The organism is Kitasatospora sp. NPDC097643 (assembly GCF_040302625.1).
GTDB lineage: Bacteria > Actinomycetota > Actinomycetes > Streptomycetales > Streptomycetaceae > Kitasatospora.
Window position 1 is genome coordinate 1 of the sequence record NZ_JBEOSA010000079.1, and the last position, 18,412, is coordinate 18,412.

The window sequence follows — 18,412 nt, forward strand, 5'->3', positions numbered from 1 at the left end:
CGTCCCGGGGGGTGTGTGCCGCCGGGTCCCTGTTCGTTTTGGGGCTCCCCGCCGGGGTGTGGTTTGGCGCCTGGCCGACTTCCCACTCCGGGGCGGTGGCGTTCCAGCGGGCCAGATCGGGCGAGCGGCCTGATCGGGCGCGCAGGCTTGATCGGGTGAGCGGGCCTGATCGGGTGAGCGCCCGGGCCCGCACCGGCGCGCCGGGAGCCGCCCGTGCCGCGGCGGCCGGTAGAGCTGGCCGGGTGACGGACCCCAGCCAGCACCCCAGCCCGCCGGAGCGACTGCTCGCCGCCGCCCGGTGGGACCTCCTGCCCGGCCACCCGTGGGCGGGCCTGGTGAGCACCCCGCCCGCGGAGGTGCGCCGGGTCGCCGTCGACGGCCGGCTCTGCCGGACCAAGGACGGGATGCTGAGCACCTGGGCGCGGGCGCTGGCCTTCCCCGAGTACTTCGGGCACAACTGGGACGCCTTCGAGGAGTGCCTCGGCGACATCCTCCACCCCGCCACCGCCCCGGACCGGCCGCGCCCGGGGCTCCTCCTGCTGCTCGACGAGGCCGACGCCCTGCTCGCCGACGCCCCGGAGGCCGAGCTCACCACCCTGCTGCGGATCCTGGACGCGGCCGCCGTCGACCACCTCCTCACCGTCCTGTTCACCAGCCGCGACCCGGTCGCCACCGCCTACCGCCTGCGCACCGCCGCCCTCTCCCTCTGAACCGCCCGCCCCACGCGTGGCGTAGGTCCAAGGACCGATGGCCGACCGGCCGGGTGCCCGGGTGGAATGGTCCGATGGATCACGACGAGCCGTACCGAGGACTGACCCCCGCCGTCCGGGACGCCTACCTGGCGCGCATCGGCCTGCCCGAGCCCGGGCGGCCCTCGCCGGAGGAGCTGGCGCGGTTGCAGGAGGCCCACCTGCGCGCGGTGCCCTTCGAGAACCTGAGCATCCACCTCGGGGAGCCCGTCGTCCTGGAGCCCGGGGCGCTGGTGGCGAAGCTGGTGACCCGCCGCCGGGGCGGGTTCTGCTACGAACTCAACGGCGCCTTCGCCGAGTTGCTGCGGTCGCTCGGCTACCGGGTGAGCCTGCTGGCCGCCCGGGTCTTCGACCCCGAGCAGCGGCCGGGCCCGCCCTTCGACCACCTCGCCCTGCGGGTGGACCTGGACGAACCCTGGCTGGTCGACGTCGGCTTCGGCCGGTTCAGCCGGCACCCGCTGCGCCTCGACGAGCGCGGTCGACAGGCGGACCCGCACGGCGTGTTCACCCTCGCCCCGGTCGCCGGGGGTGAGCAGTCGGACGAGCAGTCGGACGAGCAGTCGGACGAGCTGGACGTCGTGATGGACGGGAGCCCGCAGTACCGGCTCGGCCTGCGTCCGTACCCGCTGGCCGACTTCGTACCGACCTGCTGGTGGCAGAGCACCTCGCCGGAGTCCCACTTCACCCGCTCGACGACCTGCTCCCTGCTCGCCGCGGACGGCGGCCGGATCACCCTCAGCGGCACCCGCCTGATCCGCACCGGCCCGGCCGGCGACCGCACCGAGCGGCAGCTCACCCCGGACGAGGCGCTCGCCGCCTACCGCACCCACTTCGGCATCGCCCTGGACCGCCTCCCGGGCTGAGGATCCCAGCCGGCCCGGCCGTGGCTGGTCCCGGGGCAGAGTAGCGGGCACACGATCGACCGGGGCTGAAATCGCACAATCACTCCGCGCTGCGGTCCGGTCGCTCTAAGCTCTCCTCATGCGGCCGGAGCCGCGACCCAACTCGATTCTCCGGCAAGGTGGTTCAGCGATGGCACAGGGCGCCGACAACGCCGACAACGCCGAGACGACGTACGAGCAGGTCACCGTGGTCTCGCTGGCCGCGGGCGAGCCGCTCAACGTCGCCCGGATCCCGGTCCGGGTGGCCCGCGAGGGCATGACGCTGAAGCGGGTGGCGGGCTACTGGGTGCGCTGGGACGAACGCTGGGCCGAGGACGACATCCGCCACCACGCGCGCTGGGTCCCGGAGGAGGAGTACGTGCAGCCGGGCACCGGCAGCCTGGACGGCACGCTCACCGTGACGGTGGCCGCGTACTGGGCGTACGAGGCGGACGGCTGCCCGCGGCGGCGGTCCACCAGGACCCCGGTGGTCTTCCGGCCGGGCGTGACCGAGCACGAGCTCGTCCTGGAGCGGCCCGACCCGCACCGCCCGGCCGCCCTGACCGTGCACCTGCTGGACGCCCGGTGGGTGGCCGGTGGCGAGGGGCAGGCGATCCACTACGGCTTCGCGGGCGCCACCGAGGGCGTCGGCGGCGAGGGGGACTGGCTGGTCCGCCTCCCCGAGTGCGCCACCGGCCTCCTCCCGCACGCCGGTTGGGCCGGCCAGGCCGGCTAGGGCCTGGCCGCGATCCGTCAGGTGTGGTCCGGCTCCCGCTACTTGAAGTCCGGCACGGCGGTGTCGTTGCGGAAGGCGTCGAAGACCTGCTTGGCCTTGGCGGTGTCCCACTTGACCGCCGACTCGCCCGTGTTGGTGCGGTAGTCGGCGTTGCCGATCGGGACGGTCATGGACTTGCCGCCGCCGCCGTTGACGTCCTTCATGGCGAGGAACAGCGAGCCGAGGTCGGTGAGCCCGGCGTCGTCGTCGACGATCAGGGTGCCGAGGCCGGCGTCGATCAGCGGGTAGAGCGTGAACGGGTTGAGCACCGTGCCGGGCGAGGCGGCCTGGTGGGCGAGGGCGCTGAGGAACTTCTGCTGGTTGCGCATCCGGCCGAGGTCCTGGTCGGCCATCTGGTGGCGCTGGCGGACGAAGGCCAGGGCCTGCTTGCCGTTCAGGGTCTGGTCGCCGGCCTTGAGGTCGAGGCCGGAGTCCTTGTCCTTGATGTCCTGGTCGATGTGCATCTCGACGCCGCCGATCGAGTCGACGATGCCGACGAAGCCGGCGAAGCCGATCTCGGCGTAGTGGTCGATCCGGATGCCGGTGTTCAGCTCGACGGTCTGGACCAGCAGGCGGCCGCCGCCGGAGCCGAAGGCCGAGTTGATCTTCGCGGTGGAGGCCTTGACCGTCTTCCCGCCGGCCTGGTGCTCGGGGATCGGCACCCAGGAGTCGCGCGGGATGCTCATCAGGGTGTTCCCGTTGTCCCCGACGTGCAGGATCATCATCGAGTCGCTGCGCTTGCCCTCGGCGCCGTGGCCGGTGTGCAGGTCGTCCTGCTCGCCCTCGGTGAGGCCCTGGCGGCTGTCGGAGCCGACGATCAGCCAGTTGGTGCCCTTGCCGGCCGCCGGGCGGCCGGGGTAGTCGGCGAGCACGTTCTCGTGGTTGAGCTTGGAGTCGGCCCAGAACCAGGTGGAGACGGCGGTCAGCATGACGGCGATCAGGACGCCGAAGACCGACCACTTGACGATCCGGCGGCGCGGCCAGCGCCGGGCCCGCGCGGCGGGCGGCTGGGTGCCCCCGGGCGTACCGGGCCCGCCCGGACCGCCGGGACCACCCGGCCCCTGCGGCGGGACGCCGGGCCCACCGGGCCGCCCGGGCTGCGTGCCGGGCGCCCCCGGCCCCTGCGGCGGGACGCCGCCGAGCCGGGACGGCTCCGGCTGCCGCGGCGCCGGGGCACCCGGGCCGCGCGGGTTCAGCGAGGACGGCAGCGGCGGTTCGGCGGCCGTGCCGCCTCCGCCGCGCCCGCCCGCGCCGCCGCCCGCGCCGCCGCCGTTCGCGCCGCCCCCATACGGGTTCCCGCTCTGGTACGGGTTCCCGCCGCCGCCCGGGCGGCCCTCCTGCCACGTGTTCATGTGGTCGAGGATGCCCGACCCGGGTCGCGGTGACTCCCCCCGGGTGCCCCACCAGGCAGCTTGTAGCAGTTTTGATGCACGGGTCGGATCGTTCTGCGGCAACGTCCGGACGGCCCGCCGGTTCACCTGCCGAAACGATTCTTGACCGCTCAGAACGGCGCGTGTTTGCATTTCGGCATGGATCAGCGTTGGGCACTCACGCGTCGGCGGCACGTCGACCTGCGGCGTGGTGTGGCCTGTTCGCTCTGTTGCGACTGACGCGCGCCCTCGAAGAACACCCCCGCAGCCTCTCCAGGCTCCCTCCGCAGCCCCCTTCCCCGCTGCGCCGCGCCGTCCCCGCTTCCAGCCAGAGGTGAACCATGGCCACCGTCCTGTCCGTTTCCGGCTCCCCGTCCCCGACCTCCCGCACCACCCGCCTGCTGCGCCACGTCGACGCGCAGCTCGAAGCCCGCGGCCACCAGGTCGTCCCGTTCGAGGCGCGCAGCCTGCCCGCGCACGCGCTGCTCTCGGGCGACTTCGGCCACCCCGAGATCGTCGCCGTCACCGAACTGTTCGCCCGGGCCGACGCCGTCGTCATCGGCACGCCCGTCTACAAGGCCGCCTACTCGGGCCTGTTGAAGGCCCTGCTGGACGTCCTCCCGCAGTACGCGCTCGCGGGCAAGACCGTGCTGCCGCTCGCCACCGGCGGCTCGCCCGCGCACGTCCTCGCGGTGGACTACGCGCTGCGCCCGGTGCTCAGCTCGATGGGCGCCGGCCACATCACCCAGGGCTGGTTCGTGCTGGACCGCCACATCACCGTCCGGGAGGACGGCACGACCCTGGTCGAGCGGGAGACCGAGGTGCTGCTGGCCCCGGTCGTGGCGGGCTTCGCGGCGGCCCTGGAAGGGCTGGCCGCACCCGCGCTGACCGGCTGAGGAAACAGTTGACGGAGGGTCGAGCGGTCCCCGTACGGGGCGACCCCGAGACGGGCCGCGGCGACCCCTAGGGGGAGGGGCGCCGCGCCCCGTAGAACCTTGGTTGGGCCGCTTCATTCCGTCGGATGACGAGCGGATCTCCCGTCGCTCCTAACGTGGTTCACACATCCCCACCCTTCCGAAGCGGGCCCGATTCCGTCGGGTCGGCAGCCCGGTCCACCGGGAGGGTGGGGATAACTCCCGGTCGAGGACTATCGCCAGCACCATGTCGCGGGACAGGTGGCGCCGACCAGGCTGGGGGCCAACGGGTGGGCACACTTCCTAGGAGACTCCAGTGACGACGGCAGCAACAGCCGTGTACGACCCCCAGCTTCCCGGCGGAGCGTCCGCCGTCGCCGCGTCGGCCCGCCAGGTCACCAAGGCGTACGGCTCGGGCGAGACCAGGGTCACCGCGCTCGACGCGGTGGACGTGGACATCCAGCGCGGCCGGTTCACCGCGATCATGGGCCCCTCGGGCTCCGGCAAGTCGACCCTGATGCACTGCCTGGCCGGCCTCGACACGGTCACCAGCGGGCGGATCTGGATCGGCGAGACCGAGATCACCGGTCTCAAGGACAAGCAGCTGACCAGACTGCGCCGGGACAAGATCGGCTTCATCTTCCAGGCGTTCAACCTGCTCCCGACGCTGAACGCGCTGGAGAACATCACGCTCCCGATGGACATCGCGGGCCGCAAGCCCGACCAGGCCTGGCTGGACCAGGTGGTGGAGACCGTCGGCCTGGCCGGCCGGCTCAAGCACCGTCCGACCCAGCTCTCCGGCGGCCAGCAGCAGCGCGTCGCGGTGGCCCGGGCGCTGGCCGCCCGCCCCGAGATCATCTTCGGCGACGAGCCCACCGGGAACCTGGACTCCCGGGCCGGCGCCGAGGTGCTCACCTTCCTGCGCCGCTCGGTCGACGAGCTGGGCCAGACCATCGTCATGGTCACCCACGACCCGGTCGCCGCCGGCTACGCGGACCGCGTGCTCTTCCTCGCCGACGGCGTGATCGTCGACGAGATGCACGCGCCCACCGCCGACTCCGTCCTCGAACGCATGCGCCGTTTCGACGGCAAGCGCACCAGCTGAGCGGGCGGGACACGGAATCATGCTGCTCAAGACCTCCCTGCGGAGCTTCTTCGCGCACAAGGGCCGGATGGCGCTCTCACTGATCGCCGTGGTGCTCTCGGTGGCGTTCGTCTCCGGCACGCTGGTGTTCTCCAACACCGCGACCAGCACCTTCGACAAGCTCTTCGCCGCGACCGCCTCCGACGTCTCGGTCCAGCCGCCCAAGCCGGCCGAGGACGACGAACAACGCGTCGCGGACAAGCCGCTGACCGTCCCGGCCGCGCTCGCCCAGCAGGTCGCCGCGGTGCCCGGGGTGAAGACGGCCGTCGGCCAGGTGTCGGTCGACAACGCGACCCTGGTCAACCCGGCCACCAACAAGCTGGTCGGCCCGACCAGCGGCGCGCCGACCATCGTCGGCAACTGGACCGACACCCCGCGCAACGCGGTGCACATCACCACCGGCCACGTCCCGCAGAACGCGGGCGAGCTGGTGCTGGACGCGGACACCGCGAAGAAGGCCAAGCTGGGCACCGGCGACCGGATCCGGGTCGACAGCGGCACCGGCAAGCACGAGTTCACCATCGCGGGCATCGCCTCCTTCAGCACCACCAACCCGGGTGCCGCGCTGGCCTTCCTGGACACCCCCACCGCGCAGCGCACGCTGCTCGGCGAGTCCGCGTACACCTCGGTCGAGGCGTTCGGCGACGGCAGCCGCAGCGACGTCCAGCTGAAGGCCGACGTGCTGGCCAAGGTGGGCACCGGCTACCAGGCCAAGACCGCCGCGGAGCAGAAGGACGAGAACAACAAGAACGTCGGCGGCGGCCTGGACTTCATGAAGTACGCGATGCTCGGCTTCGCCGGTGTCTCGCTGGTCGTCGGCGGCTTCCTGATCATCAACACCTTCTCGATGCTGGTCGCCCAGCGCACTCGCGAGATCGGCCTGCTGCGCGCCGTCGGCGGCAGCCGGCAGCAGGTGAACCGCTCGGTGCTGGTCGAGGCGCTGATCCTGGGCGTGCTCGGCTCGACCCTCGGCATCGGGGTCGGCCTGGGCGTGGCGGTCGGCCTGATCAAGCTGATGAACGCGCTCGGCATGGGCCTCAGGGCGAGCGACCTGGAGATCGGGCCGGACGTCTTCCTGGCCGGCTACGCGGTGGGCGTCCTGATCACCGTGGTGGCGGCCTGGATCCCGGCCCGCCGGGCGAGCCGGATCGCGCCGATGGCCGCCCTGCGCGACCACGGCACCCCGGCGGAAGCCCGCTCCAACCTCGTCCGCACGGTCCTCGGCCTGCTGCTGACGGCGGGCGGTGGCGCGCTGCTGGTGCTCGCCGGGACGGCGGAGCAGGCGGCCACCGGTGGCCAGTACCTGGGCCTGGGCGTGCTGCTCAGCCTGATCGGCTTCGTGGTGCTCGGCCCGCTGCTGGCCACCGCCGTGATCCGGGTGCTCGGCGCGCTGCTGCCGGCCCTGTTCGGCCCGTCCGGCAAGCTCGCCCAGCGCAACGCGATGCGCAACCCGCGTCGCACCGGCGCCACCGCCGCCGCGCTGATGATCGGCCTGGCGCTGGTGATCGCCGCCTCGGTGTTCAGCTCCTCGGCCGTCACCTCGGCCAGTGCCCAGATCGACCGCTCGGTGGGCGTGGACTACATCATCGAGGGCGGCCGGACCCCGGTCACCACCGAGATGATCGACGCGGTGCGCAGGACCCCGGGCGTGGACCACGTCACCACCCAGAAGGTGTTCGAGGGCGCCAAGCTCGGCGCGCCGGACGGCGGGACGGGGAAGACGACCGTGGCCGCCGTGCCGCCCACCTTCTACGGCTCCGACTTCCACTTCCCGGTGCAGTCCGGCGCGGTGGACTCGATCGGCCGGGGCTCGCTGGGCATCGGCGAGACCTTCGCCCAGGACTTCCACCTCAAGGTCGGCGACCAGGTGACGGTCAACTACGGCCAGGGCCGCACCCAGACGCTGCCGGTGGGCGTCGTGTTCGGCAAGAAGTCGCTCTACGGGAACAGCGCCTTCGTCGACCTCGCCACCATGGCCAAGGTCGTCCCGGCGGCCGACCAGCCCGCGGACCGGGTGTTCTTCGCCAAGGCCGCGGCCGGCGCCGACGTCGCCAAGACGCTGACCGCGCTGGAGGACGCGCTCAAGGAGTACCCGCAGCTGACCATCAAGGACCAGGCGGGCTACAAGGAGCTCGTGCAGTCCCAGGTCAACACCCTGCTCTACCTGATCTACGGCCTGGTCGGCCTCTCCATCACGGTCGCCGTGCTCGGTGTGGTCAACACCCTGGCGCTGTCGGTGGTCGAGCGGACCCGCGAGATCGGTCTGCTGCGGGCGATCGGGATCTCCCGCCGCCAGCTGCGCCGGATGATCCGGCTGGAGTCGGTGGTGATCGCCCTCTTCGGCGCGGTCCTCGGCACCGGGCTGGGCCTGTCCTGGGGCGTCACCGCCCAGCGGGTCCTGCGGGACAAGGGCCTGGACACGCTGGCCGTACCGAGCACCATGATCGCGGTCACGCTGCTCGCCTCGGTGGTGATCGGGCTGCTGGCCGCACTCGTCCCGGCCTTCCGGGCGGGCCGGATGAACGTCCTCGCGGCCATCGCGACGGACTGACCCGGCGTCGGACCGACCCGGCGTCGGGGGGCGCCGGGGGAGGGGGAGCGGGGGCCGGGTGCGCACAGCACCCGGCCCCCGTGGTCGTCACCGGCCCGACCGGGTCCGGACAGGCTGGGATGATCGTCGGATGGTCACCCCGGACGCCCCGCCGCTGCCCAGCGCCGCGCCCCTCACCGCTGCCGCCGCCACCCGCTGGCGCGCCGCCCGCACCGCCTGGCGGCTGGACAGCCGCTGGCTGGCCCTGCTGCCGCTCGGCTTCCTGCTCCTCGCCACCGCGGTGGAACCCGGCGCCACCGAGTGCAACCCGCAGGGCGTCTGCCGGGACGGCTGGGGCAGCCAGCTGGCCGTCTGGTCGACCCTCACCGAGGTCGTCCTGCTGCTCGCCCGGGTCCGCTGGCGCGCGGCCGTCCCGCCGCTCGTCCTGGCGCTGCTCTGGTACCTCCCGGGCGGCCTGGTCACCACCGCCGGGCGGTGGACCGCCGTCCTGCTGCACGGCCTGCTCGCCGCCGTCCTGATCGCCGCCGAACTCGGCCGCCGCACCGCCCGTCAGCAGCTCGACGAGCTGATGGCCCCGCCCGTCCCGTTCCCCTGGTCGGCCGCCGACGCCCCCTCGCCGGTCCCGGCGGACCCCGGGCCGGCGCTGCGCCGGGTGCTCGCCTGGCTGCTGCTCGCGGCCGCCCTGGGACTGACCGGGCTCGGCTGCTCCGACTGGATCCGGGACCGGACCTCGGCCGAGCGCGCGGCCACCGTGGTCGGCACGGCCGGCCCCACCGACCAGGACGGCGTGCTGACCGTCCGCTACCGCCCGTCCGGCGGCGACCCCGAGCGCACCGCCGAACTGGACACCGTCTGGGTCCACCCGCCCCGCCCGGGCGACCAGGTGCGCCTGCGGGTGGACGGCGACTGGGTGCGGGCCGCCGGCGACGAGGAGCCGCTGCCCGACCTCTTCCTCACCGCCGCCCTGGTCGCCCTGCCCGGCCTGCTCCTGCTCGGCTCGGCCGCCACCGCCACCCGCCAGGGCCGCACCTCGGCCTTCCAGGGCGCCGCCCCCGCCCTCGCCGTCCGGGTCCGCGCCGACGCCCGCGGCCACCTGCTGGTGCGGCCGCTGGACGGCCCGCCGGACGGGCCCGCGCTCTGGCGCCTGGTCGAGCGCGACCGCTACCGCTGGGCCCGCTACGGCGCCCCGGACGGCGAGGGCCCGGCCTGGGTACCGGAAGACCTGGAGACCGACGGCGACGAACTGGACTACCCCGAGCCCGACGGCCGCGCGCCGGACGACCGCCTGCGCCCGCCGACCCCCGAGGCCGCCGTCGCCCGCTTCGCCCGGGCCGGGCGGACCGTCGACGCCGTGCTGTACCGGGGCCCGGACGGATTGGACCGGCAGCTGCTCGTCCGGCCCGGACTGCTGGCGCACGACCCGCACTGGGTGGCGGCCGTGGTCGCCCCCGCCGCCCGCGCCCCGCGGCTCGCCCGCAGCGGCGAGCGGTACCGCGAACGCGAGCTCGCCGTCGCCGCGCTGACCGCCGAGACGGTCGCCGCCGCCCCCGAGGCCGGACCGGACACCGAGCCGGTGCTCGCCCGGCGCTGGGAGATGCCGATCGTCCTGCGCGCGGCCGTCGGGCCGGTCACCGCGACGGCCCTGGCCTTCGCCGTCGTGCTGATCGGCGGGACCGGCTGGTGGCAGGGGCTGCTGCGCCCGCTCTGGATCGGCTGCACGGCCATCCTGGCCTGCTGCCACACCCTCTCCTGGCAGATGGTCGCCGACCGGAACGGCCTGCGGGTGGCCGGCCCGCTGGGCACCCGCTCGCTGCGCTGGGCGGACATCAACGCGGCGGCGGTGCACCGCAACCTGCTCACCATCCAGCTGCGCACCGGCCAGGAACTCACCGTCGGCAGCCGCCCGGCCGCCTGGCTGGCCGGCCACCTCGGCGAGCACTACGACCCGGTGGTGCTGGCCCGCACGGTCGCCACCGCCGCCCACCGGCCGGACCTGCGGCCGCGCACCGCCCTCCCGGACCGGCTGGGCCGGCCGCAGCACCTGCTCAACCGGATCTCGCTGGCCGGCTACGCGGTCTTCACCGTCGTTCACCACATGCTCTGAAAACCGTCGTCCACCACGCGATCTGAAACCGTCGTTCACCACGCGCTCCGAACCTGCGCCGAACCTGCACGGAACCCGCCACGTACCCCGCCACGGTCCCGCAGGCCCCGTCCGGGCCCGCGGGACCGGCCGGATCCGGCGCCGGTGGAGCCCGGACGGGGCCCCGCCGCGGGCCCGTCAGGGAAGCGGAGTACGGTGTGCCTGATCCACGGACCGGTCCCGCACGGCGAGGTGTCCGGAGCCGCCCAGACCGGGACAAGACGGAGACGCGTCCGCACCGGTACGGTTGGCCCCGATGAACACCAAGGCTGCTGAGGAGCTGCCGGCTGTCTCCGTGATCATGCCGGTGCTCAACGAGGAACGACACCTGCGCACCGCGGTCCGGCGCATCCTGGAACAGGAGTACCCCGGCCCGCTGGAGGTGGTGATCGCCCTCGGCCCGTCCACCGACCGCACCGCGGAGATCGCCGCCGAGCTGTGCGCCGAGGACCCGCGGGTGCGGACCGTGGCGAACCCGACCGGTCGCACCCCGGCCGGGCTGAACGCCGCGATCCGGGGCTCGCGTCACCCGATAGTGGTGCGCGTGGACGGGCACGGCCTGCTCACCCCCGGCTACATCACCACGGCGGTCCGGCTGCTCGGCGAGATGGAGGCGGCCAACGTCGGCGGCATCATGCACGCCGAGGGCGAGACCGAGTGGGAGCACGCGGTCGCCGCCGCGATGACCTCCAAGATCGGTGTCGGCAACGCGGCCTTCCACACCGGCGGCCTGGCCGGCCCGGCGGACACCGTCTACCTCGGCGTGTTCCGGCGCGAGGTGCTGGAGCGCCTCGGCGGCTACAACGAGGAGTTCATCCGCGCCCAGGACTGGGAGCTCAACTACCGGATCCGCCAGGACGGCGGGCTGATCTGGTTCACCCCGCAGCTCAAGGTCACCTACCGCCCCCGGCGGAACGTGAAGGCGCTGGCCAAGCAGTACAAGGACTACGGCCGTTGGCGCCGGGTGGTCACCCGCTACCACCGTGGCTCGGTCAACCTGCGCTACCTCGCCCCACCGACCGCCCTGCTCGCGGTCACCCTGGGTCTGGTGCTCGGCGTCGCCGTCCACCCGGCCCTGCTCCTGGCGCCCGGCGCCTACCTGATGGGCATCCTCGGCGGCGCCGTGGTCGAGGGCCGCGGCCTGTCGTTCAAGGCGAAGGCGATGCTGCCGGTGGCCTTCGCGACCATGCACCTCAGCTGGGGCTTCGGCTTCCTCACCTCGCCCCGCTCACTGGCCCGCAAGGTGATCCGCAGCGTCGGCCCGGCCCCCTCGGACGTGCTCTCCAGGGCGAGTTGACCCCTCCGGGGGCCCGGTAGCTACTTGGCGCAGATGTCGGTGTCGTCCGCCTGCACCCGCTGGAGGTCCTTCGGGGCCTCGGTCGGGGGCGCGGACGGCGTGGCGGGTGCGGCCAGGACGTCCTTGCCGAGCACCAGCACCAGCGGGCCCTTCGGGTCGGCCTTCGGGTCCGGCCGGACGGCGTCGCCGGGCAGTCCGAGGGCGGCGGCCAGCGCGGCGGCCTCGGCGTCCTGCCCGGTCGGGTAGGAGACCGTGGTGGTCGCCGCGGCGGGCGCGTCGGAGGCCGTCGCGGCCTTGGCGAAGCCCTTCGCGCGGAGCTTCTCCACGGTCGGCCCGGACTGTCCGCGCGTCCCGCTGCCGTTGCGCACGCTGACCCGGACGTCCTTGGGGTCCACCGCCGGGGTGGTGGCGCTCGGCGTCGCCGGGGCGGACGGGGCGGCGGCGGGGGCCGTGGTCTCGGGTGCGGGCGGTGCGGCGGTCTCGGTCAGCGAGCGGTCGCCCGCGATCATCGTGAACAGCTGCCCGGCGTCCGGCTGCTTGAGGACGAGCCGGTCCTTGTCCTTGGGGTCGTCCAGGACGGGCACGGTGGCGAAGGTGATGTTCCTGGTGTCCACCTTGCTGATGTCCAGCGCCAGGTCCTTGAGCTTGTCGACGCTGCCGATCCCGGAGTCCACGGTGAGCGCCTTGGTGGCGGCGTCCGCGAGCTTGTAGAGCTTGGTCGGGCTGGTCAGGGTGTCGTCGCTCTTGATCTTGCGGATCATCGAGCTGATGAACTGCTGCTGGAGCGGGATCCGGGTGAGGTCCCCGCCGAAGCCGACCGCGTGCCGGGTGCGGACGAAGGCTAGCGCCTCGTCGCCCTGGATCACGTGCCGGCCCCGGCTCATCCTCAGGTGCGAGTCCGGGTCGTTGATGTCCTTGGCCGCGCAGACCTCGACCCCGCCGACGGCGGCGGAGAGGGTCTTCACCGCCTCGAAGTTCACCTGTACGAAGTGGTCGACCCGGATCCCGGTGACCTTCTCCACCGTCTTCCAGGTGCAGCCCGGGTCGCGCCCCTCCTGGCCGAGGCTGGTGTTGAACATGTCCCGTGCCGAGCCCGGGATCTTCTTCCCGTCCGCGCTCTGGCACTCCGGGATCGGCACCATCAGGTCGCGCGGGATGCTGATCACCGTCGCGTTGGAGCGGTCCTTGGCGATGTGGAACAGCAGCGTGGTGTCGGCGTGCCCGGTACTGCCCTCGTCGCCGTACTCGCGCCCGAGGCCCTGCCGGCTGTCGGTGCCCAGCACCAGGACGTTCAGCGCGTCCCCGGCGGGCTTGGGCCGTTCCTCCTCGTTGCCCAGCTGCACCTTGACGGAGGTCAGGTTGCTGTTGAAGTGCTGGTACAGGTAGTACGCGCCGCCGCAGCCCGCGGCCATGACCAGGGCGCCGGCCCCGGCCGTCCACTTGAGCGCCCGACGGCGCCGCTGCCGCTTGGCGGCGGCGGCCGCGCGGCGCCGGCTGTCCCGGCGGCCCTCCCCGGCGGGGGCGGCGGCCGGCTCGGCGGTGCCGCGGCGGCGCTGCGGCGGGATTCCGGGGGCCGGATCCAGGCGTTGCCGGCCGGCTTCCGGGTGCTCCTCCTGCACGGGGTTCCCTCCCTCCGACCGGTCCTGTGCTCCGGCGCGCCCGTACGGCGGACCGATCCGGACACACTAGACGAGCCGAATGGGGGAATCGTTCCGGGTGTGACATCCGCCATGTTCAGGTAATCGCCCGGTAAAGCGGACGTCGATCGCGCATTCCCGGAAAACACCCCCGCCGACCTGCGGCGCCGCACTCAGGGCCTCAGTGCTGCGCGCAGGCGTCCACGTCGGCGGTCCGTCCCTCGAAGGTGGGTGACGCGCCCGCCGAGGGTGACGCCGGGGCTCCCGCGGCCCGGTCCGACCCGGCACCCGGCACCGGGCTCGCCGAGGCCCCGGCCGAGGCGCCCGCCGAGACGTCGGCTCCCGCCGTCGGCGAGGGCGTCGAGCCGGGCGGACGGACCGCCACCGGCCGGTCGTCGCGCAGCGCGGTGAACAGCTGCGTGGTCTGCGGCTGCACGAACTCGTCCCGGTCCGAGTCGTACCGGTACGGCCGGCGCGGCGCGGTCAGGAACACCACGTTCGCCGAGGGGACGCCGCGCAGGTCCTGGGTGAGGTCGTACAGCGCGCCGAGCGAGGAGAGCCCGCCGTCCGCCTTGACCGAGGAGGTCGCCGCGTCCAGCACCGGCCAGAGCCGGGCCGGGTTCAGCAGCACCCCTTGCGACTGCACCTTGCGGATCAGCGCGGCCAGGAACTGCTGCTGACGCCCCATCCGCTGGGTGTCGCTGCCGTCGCCCAGGCTCTCCCGGGCCCGGACGTAGCCGAGCGCCTGCTCGCCGTGCAGGGTCTGCCGGCCGGCGGGCAGGTCGAGCTTGGCGTCCTTGTCGTGGATGGCCTGCGGGACGCACACCTCGACCCCGCCGATCGCGTCCACCATCGTCTTGAAGCCGCTGAAGTCGAGGATCACGTAGTGGTCGATCCGGATGCCGCTCAGCTGCTCGACGGTCCGGATCGAGCAGGCCGCGCCGCCCATCTCGAACGCCCAGTTGAACTGCATCAGCCCGGGCTTGCTCCGGGTGCCGTCCGGCTTCTCGCAGGCGGGCACGGTGACCATGACGTCGCGCGGGATGGAGACGGCCGTCGCGTGCTTCCGGTCGGCGGCCAGGTGCAGCAGGATCGTGGTGTCCGAGCGCTGGTTGCCCGGCTCGCCGCCGTACGAGGAGTTCGTGCCGGAGCGGTCGTCGCTGCCGATCAGCAGGATGTTCTCGGAGCCCTTGGCCCCGGCCGTCCGGCTCGGCCGCTCCGCCTCCAGCCGGGCCAGCAGCCGGTCCGTGGTGGTGTCGGTCTGGATGTTGCCGTCCAGCTTCCGGTAGGCGATCCAGAGCAGCACCCCGGTGGCGACCAGCAGGAACGCGACGACGCCGGCGGTGATCATCAGCCACCGCCGGCGCCTGCGCGGGCGTCCGGGTTCGGTCGGGGGGTTGTCGGTCGGGGGGTGCGCGGTGTCGTCCTCGGCCATGGCAGGGATCCCTACCCGCCGGGCCGGGCCCGGGGGTTACCCGAGGCGCAGTGTCACCCGTTCGGATTCGGTCCGCCGCTCCCACTGTTCGGGCGTCAGCCCCTGCGAGTTGCGGCAGAGCACCACCGAGGCGCCCGCCGCCAGCGGCGCCAGCAGGCCCGCCTCCAGGCCCGTCCAGTCGTCGTACGAGAGCGTGGACAGGACCCGGTCGCCGGGGTTCAGGCCGAGCCGGGAGACGCCCTCGCGGGCCAGCGCGACGGTCTGTTCCCCGGTCAGCTTCAGCGACAGCCCGTCCACGGCGGTCTCCAGCGCCTGTCCGTCCGGGGTGACGGGGGAGTACGGCGCGAAGCGGTCGCCCTGGCCGGGCACCTCGGCGGCGTAGTCGAGGAAGCCGTCCGGGCGCTGCGGGAAGCGCCCGCCGAGCGGCCGCAGCGCGAGCGCCACCCGCTCGCCCTCACAGGCCTCGGCGGCGGTCAGGCCGTCCGGGCCGCTGACCACCAGATCGGCGGCGGCCGGGTCGCCGCCCGGCACCGCGGTCACGCCGACCGACCAGCAGGCCAGCAGCCAGACGGCGCTCTGCCAGTGGGCGGGCAGCAGCAGGGCGGCGCGGTCGCCCGGGCCGGCGTTCAGTTCGTCCTGCAAGAGGTTGGCGGTCTTGGCCACCCAGTTGTCGACGGTCCGGGCGGAGAGTTCCACCCGTTCGCCGGTGGCGTCGTCGTAGAAGGTGACCAGCGGGGCCGCGGGGTCGACCGAAGGAGTGCCACCTCGCAGGTATGCGTGCAGCAGCTCGACGGGGGTGCGGGCATCGGCAGCGAAAGGCGCAGTCATGGTGCGCCCCAGCCTACGGCCTTCGGGTGGGCCGTCGGGAGGGGTGGCGGACCGGGCGGCGGGCGGCGTGGCGGACCGCCCGATTTGCCGTCACCATCCCGTTTATGAGCCTTTCACTCCCGGCCGCGCTGCTCGCCGGATGCACCGCCGCCCTGCTCCTCCAGCCCGCCGCCACCGCCGCCCGCGCGGATCCCACCGACCCCGCCGCGCAGCGCCGCGAGTCCGCGGGCGGCGGCTCGGTCACCTCGCTGCCGTTCCCGGACGGCCACGGCCTCGCCCCCCGCACCACCCGTCCGTTCGAACTCCTCGGGGTCGGCTGGGACGGCTCCCCGGACGCCCTGGCCGGCGGATCCGTCCGGGTCCGCACCCGGGACGCCGTCACCGGCCGCTGGGGCGACTGGCACCAGCTGGAGACCGACTCCGAGGACGGCCCCGACCGCTCCCCGCACGGCGCCACCGCACCGCTGTGGACCGGCCGCAGCGACGGCGTCGCGGTCGAGGTGCGGCCCGGCCCGGCCGGACCGCCGCGCGGCCTGCGGCTCGAACTCGTCGACCCCGGCCAGGGTGCGGCCTCACCCGCCGCCCGGGTCCTGCCCGGAGCTCCCGCGGACGGCCACCAGGCCCCGCGCCCCGGCATCGTCACCCGGGCCGGCTGGGGCGCCGACGAGTCGCTGCGCGACCCGACCTTCGAGTACACCGGCCCGGTCCGCGAGGTGTTCATCCACCACACCGCCACCGCGACCGACTACGCCTGCTCCGACGCTCCCCGGGTGATCCGGGGGATCTACCAGTACCACGTTCAGACCAGCGGCTGGCGGGACATCGGCTACAACTTCCTGGTCGACCGCTGCGGCACCATCTACGAGGGCCGCGCGGGCGGCGTCGACCAGCCCGTCCACGGCGCCCACACGCTCGGCTTCAACACCGACTCCTCGGGCGTCGCCGCCATCGGCACCTACGGCTCCGACAGCCCGCCCCAGGACATGCTCGACGGCCTCGCCGCGATCGCCGCCTGGAAACTCGGCCTCACCGACCGCGCCGCCGACGGCCACGCCCAGCTCACCTCGTCCTCCGACGCCAGCCGCTACCCCAAGGGCACCGTCGTCGACTTCGACGCCATCTCCGGCCACCGCGACGCCTTCAACACCGAATGCCCCGGCAAGTCCCTGTACGGGCGACTCCCGGACCTCCGCCGGACCGCGGCCGACCTCCAGTCCTGACGGTCCGTCCCCCGCCGTCACCGCGGTTCCGGCCCCCGCCCGATCAGCCCCCGCAACTCCGCGGTCAGCGCCGCCGCCAGATCCGGCCGGAGGTCGAACCGCGCCGGGGTGTTCTGCATCAGCGCGATCCGCCACCCGGACCCGGCGTTCACCGCGATCACCGTCTGCACCGCGTTGAGCGCCGGGTCCAGGTCCTCCGCGTCCGCCGGCACCAGCCCGGCCACCGCGTCCAACTGCGCCACCCCCGCCCCCAGCGCCCGGACCCGGCGCACCTCGGCCACGTACTCCGGGGTGGCGTGGTCCGCGAAGATCCGCCCGAGCTCGGCGGCGATCACCGACCGCCCGCAGTGCCTGGTCCCGTCGTGGCCGACCACCTCGCCGTCCTCGGCGAACGGCCCGGCGAACGCGGAGCCGTCCCGCCGGTTCCACCCCTCCAACGCCCGGTGGTGGAGCGCCCGCACCGCGTTCTCGTCCCCGGAGGACAGCTCCGGCAGCCGCGTATCGTTCATATCCCCATGGTCGGCGAAGGCGTGAAGGAGGCGCGGCAGTGACGGGCGGCGAGTCGGTACGGCGCTGGCGGCCGGGCTTCCCGCTGGACGCGGCCCGCACCCTGCTGCCGCTGCGCCGCGGCCCCGCCGACCCCTCGTACCGGACGACCGGCGACGGCGCGGTCTGGCGGGCCTCCCGCACCCCGGCCGGGATCGGCACGCTGCGGGTGCTCGCGCACCCGGGGGCGGGTGAGGTGGAGGCCCGGGCCTGGGGCCCGGGCGCGGAGTGGCTGCTGGAGCGGCTGCCCGCGCTGCTGGGAGCGGAGGACGACCCGCAGGCGCTGGTCCTGCCGCCCGGCCCGCTGCGGGACGCCCAACGCCGCACCGCCGCGGTCCGGTTGACGAAGACCGGCCTGGTACTGGAGTCCCTCGTCCCGGCCGTCCTGGAGCAGAAGGTGACCACCGACGAGGCGTACCGCGCCTGGCGCACCCTGCTGCGGGACTTCGGCACCCCGGCGCCGGGCCCGGCCGAGGGCATGCGGGTGGCGCCCTCGGCCCGCGAGTGGGCGCTGGTGCCGAGCTGGGAGTGGCACCGCGCGGGGGTGGATCCGAAGCGCTCGGCGACGGTCATGCGGGCGGTCCGGCTGGCGCCCCGTCTGGAGGAGGCCTCCGCGATGGGCCACGCCGAGGCCTTCGCCCGGCTCACCGCCGTCCCGGGCATCGGGATCTGGACGGCGGCCGAGACGCTGCAACGCAGCAACGGCGACCCGGACGCGGTCTCGGTCGGCGACTTCCACCTGCCCAACCTGGTCGGCTGGGCCCTGGCCGGCCGCCCCCGCAGCGACGACGCCCAGATGCTCGCGCTGCTGGAGCCCTACCGCCCGCACCGCTACCGGGTCTGCCGCCTCCTGATGGCCACCGGCGCCCGCGCCCCCCGCTACGGCCCGCGCCTCACCCCCAACGACCACCGCGGCAGGTGA

At 74.2% G+C, this 18,412-nt stretch carries 15 protein-coding genes; 10 read left to right on the plus strand and 5 right to left on the minus strand.

Translation table 11 applies throughout. The annotated features are described in order from the left end of the window. Window positions 1-242: 242 nt before the first annotated feature. From ABTY15_RS34455 to ABTY15_RS34465, 3 genes are all read left to right on the plus strand, one after another. Entirely contained in the window at window positions 243-710 is a 468-nt protein-coding gene (locus ABTY15_RS34455; RefSeq protein ID WP_350604616.1) for a barstar family protein, read from the plus strand. A gap of 74 nt (window positions 711-784) precedes the next feature. Further along, window positions 785-1,612, plus strand: coding sequence for an arylamine N-acetyltransferase family protein (locus tag ABTY15_RS34460; RefSeq protein WP_350604618.1), 828 nt, complete (start codon window positions 785-787; stop codon window positions 1,610-1,612). 169 nt (window positions 1,613-1,781) lie between these two features. Next, a complete protein-coding gene (locus ABTY15_RS34465; protein ID WP_350604621.1) occupies window positions 1,782-2,366 on the plus strand; it encodes a hypothetical protein in 585 nt (194 codons plus the stop codon). Window positions 2,367-2,404: 38 nt separating this feature from the next. Here ABTY15_RS34465 and ABTY15_RS34470 read toward each other — a convergent pair whose 3' ends face one another. Continuing rightward, on the minus strand, window positions 2,405-3,757 hold the full coding sequence (locus ABTY15_RS34470) for an LCP family protein (RefSeq protein ID WP_350604623.1): 1,353 nt from the start codon (window positions 3,755-3,757) through the stop codon (window positions 2,405-2,407). Window positions 3,758-4,116: 359 nt separating this feature from the next. Here ABTY15_RS34470 and ssuE point away from each other — a divergent pair, with 359 nt between their 5' ends. From ssuE to ABTY15_RS34495, 5 genes are all read left to right on the plus strand, one after another. Beyond that, window positions 4,117-4,671 (plus strand): NADPH-dependent FMN reductase, encoded by a 555-nt coding sequence (ssuE, locus tag ABTY15_RS34475; RefSeq protein ID WP_350604624.1) that lies wholly within the window; start codon window positions 4,117-4,119, stop codon window positions 4,669-4,671. Window positions 4,672-5,005: 334 nt separating this feature from the next. Beyond that, entirely contained in the window at window positions 5,006-5,794 is a 789-nt protein-coding gene (locus tag ABTY15_RS34480) for an ABC transporter ATP-binding protein (RefSeq protein ID WP_502893659.1), read from the plus strand. A gap of 19 nt (window positions 5,795-5,813) precedes the next feature. Then, window positions 5,814-8,384 carry an ABC transporter permease gene (locus ABTY15_RS34485; protein ID WP_350604626.1) on the plus strand — a complete coding sequence of 857 codons (2,571 nt, stop codon included), beginning with the start codon at window positions 5,814-5,816 and terminating at the stop codon, window positions 8,382-8,384. Window positions 8,385-8,514: 130 nt separating this feature from the next. Next, window positions 8,515-10,488, plus strand: coding sequence for a hypothetical protein (locus ABTY15_RS34490; protein ID WP_350604629.1), 1,974 nt, complete (start codon window positions 8,515-8,517; stop codon window positions 10,486-10,488). A gap of 295 nt (window positions 10,489-10,783) precedes the next feature. Next, window positions 10,784-11,824 (plus strand): glycosyltransferase family 2 protein, encoded by a 1,041-nt coding sequence (locus ABTY15_RS34495; protein WP_350604631.1) that lies wholly within the window; start codon window positions 10,784-10,786, stop codon window positions 11,822-11,824. Between the two features lie 20 nt (window positions 11,825-11,844). Here the strand turns inward: ABTY15_RS34495 and ABTY15_RS34500 are convergent, their stop codons facing one another. The 3 genes from ABTY15_RS34500 to ABTY15_RS34510 form a co-directional block, all read right to left on the minus strand. Next, the gene (locus tag ABTY15_RS34500) at window positions 11,845-13,443 is read right to left on the minus strand and encodes an LCP family protein (protein ID WP_350604634.1); all 1,599 of its coding nucleotides are present in this window, start codon (window positions 13,441-13,443) and stop codon (window positions 11,845-11,847) included. A 199-nt stretch (window positions 13,444-13,642) separates the two neighbouring features. Beyond that, a complete protein-coding gene (locus ABTY15_RS34505; protein ID WP_350604636.1) occupies window positions 13,643-14,896 on the minus strand; it encodes an LCP family protein in 1,254 nt (417 codons plus the stop codon). Window positions 14,897-14,932: 36 nt separating this feature from the next. Further along, window positions 14,933-15,724 carry a TIGR03089 family protein gene (locus ABTY15_RS34510; protein WP_350604638.1) on the minus strand — a complete coding sequence of 264 codons (792 nt, stop codon included), beginning with the start codon at window positions 15,722-15,724 and terminating at the stop codon, window positions 14,933-14,935. 104 nt (window positions 15,725-15,828) lie between these two features. Between ABTY15_RS34510 and ABTY15_RS34515 the strand changes: the two genes are divergently transcribed. Next, window positions 15,829-16,944, plus strand: a complete 1,116-nt coding sequence (locus tag ABTY15_RS34515) for a peptidoglycan recognition protein family protein (RefSeq protein WP_350604640.1) — start codon at window positions 15,829-15,831, stop codon at window positions 16,942-16,944. A gap of 17 nt (window positions 16,945-16,961) precedes the next feature. Here the strand turns inward: ABTY15_RS34515 and ABTY15_RS34520 are convergent, their stop codons facing one another. Then, window positions 16,962-17,453, minus strand: coding sequence for an SgcJ/EcaC family oxidoreductase (locus ABTY15_RS34520; protein ID WP_350604642.1), 492 nt, complete (start codon window positions 17,451-17,453; stop codon window positions 16,962-16,964). Window positions 17,454-17,491: 38 nt separating this feature from the next. On the opposite strand from ABTY15_RS34520, the gene ABTY15_RS34525 reads away from it, so the two are divergent. Continuing rightward, entirely contained in the window at window positions 17,492-18,412 is a 921-nt protein-coding gene (locus tag ABTY15_RS34525) for a DNA-3-methyladenine glycosylase family protein (RefSeq protein ID WP_502893660.1), read from the plus strand.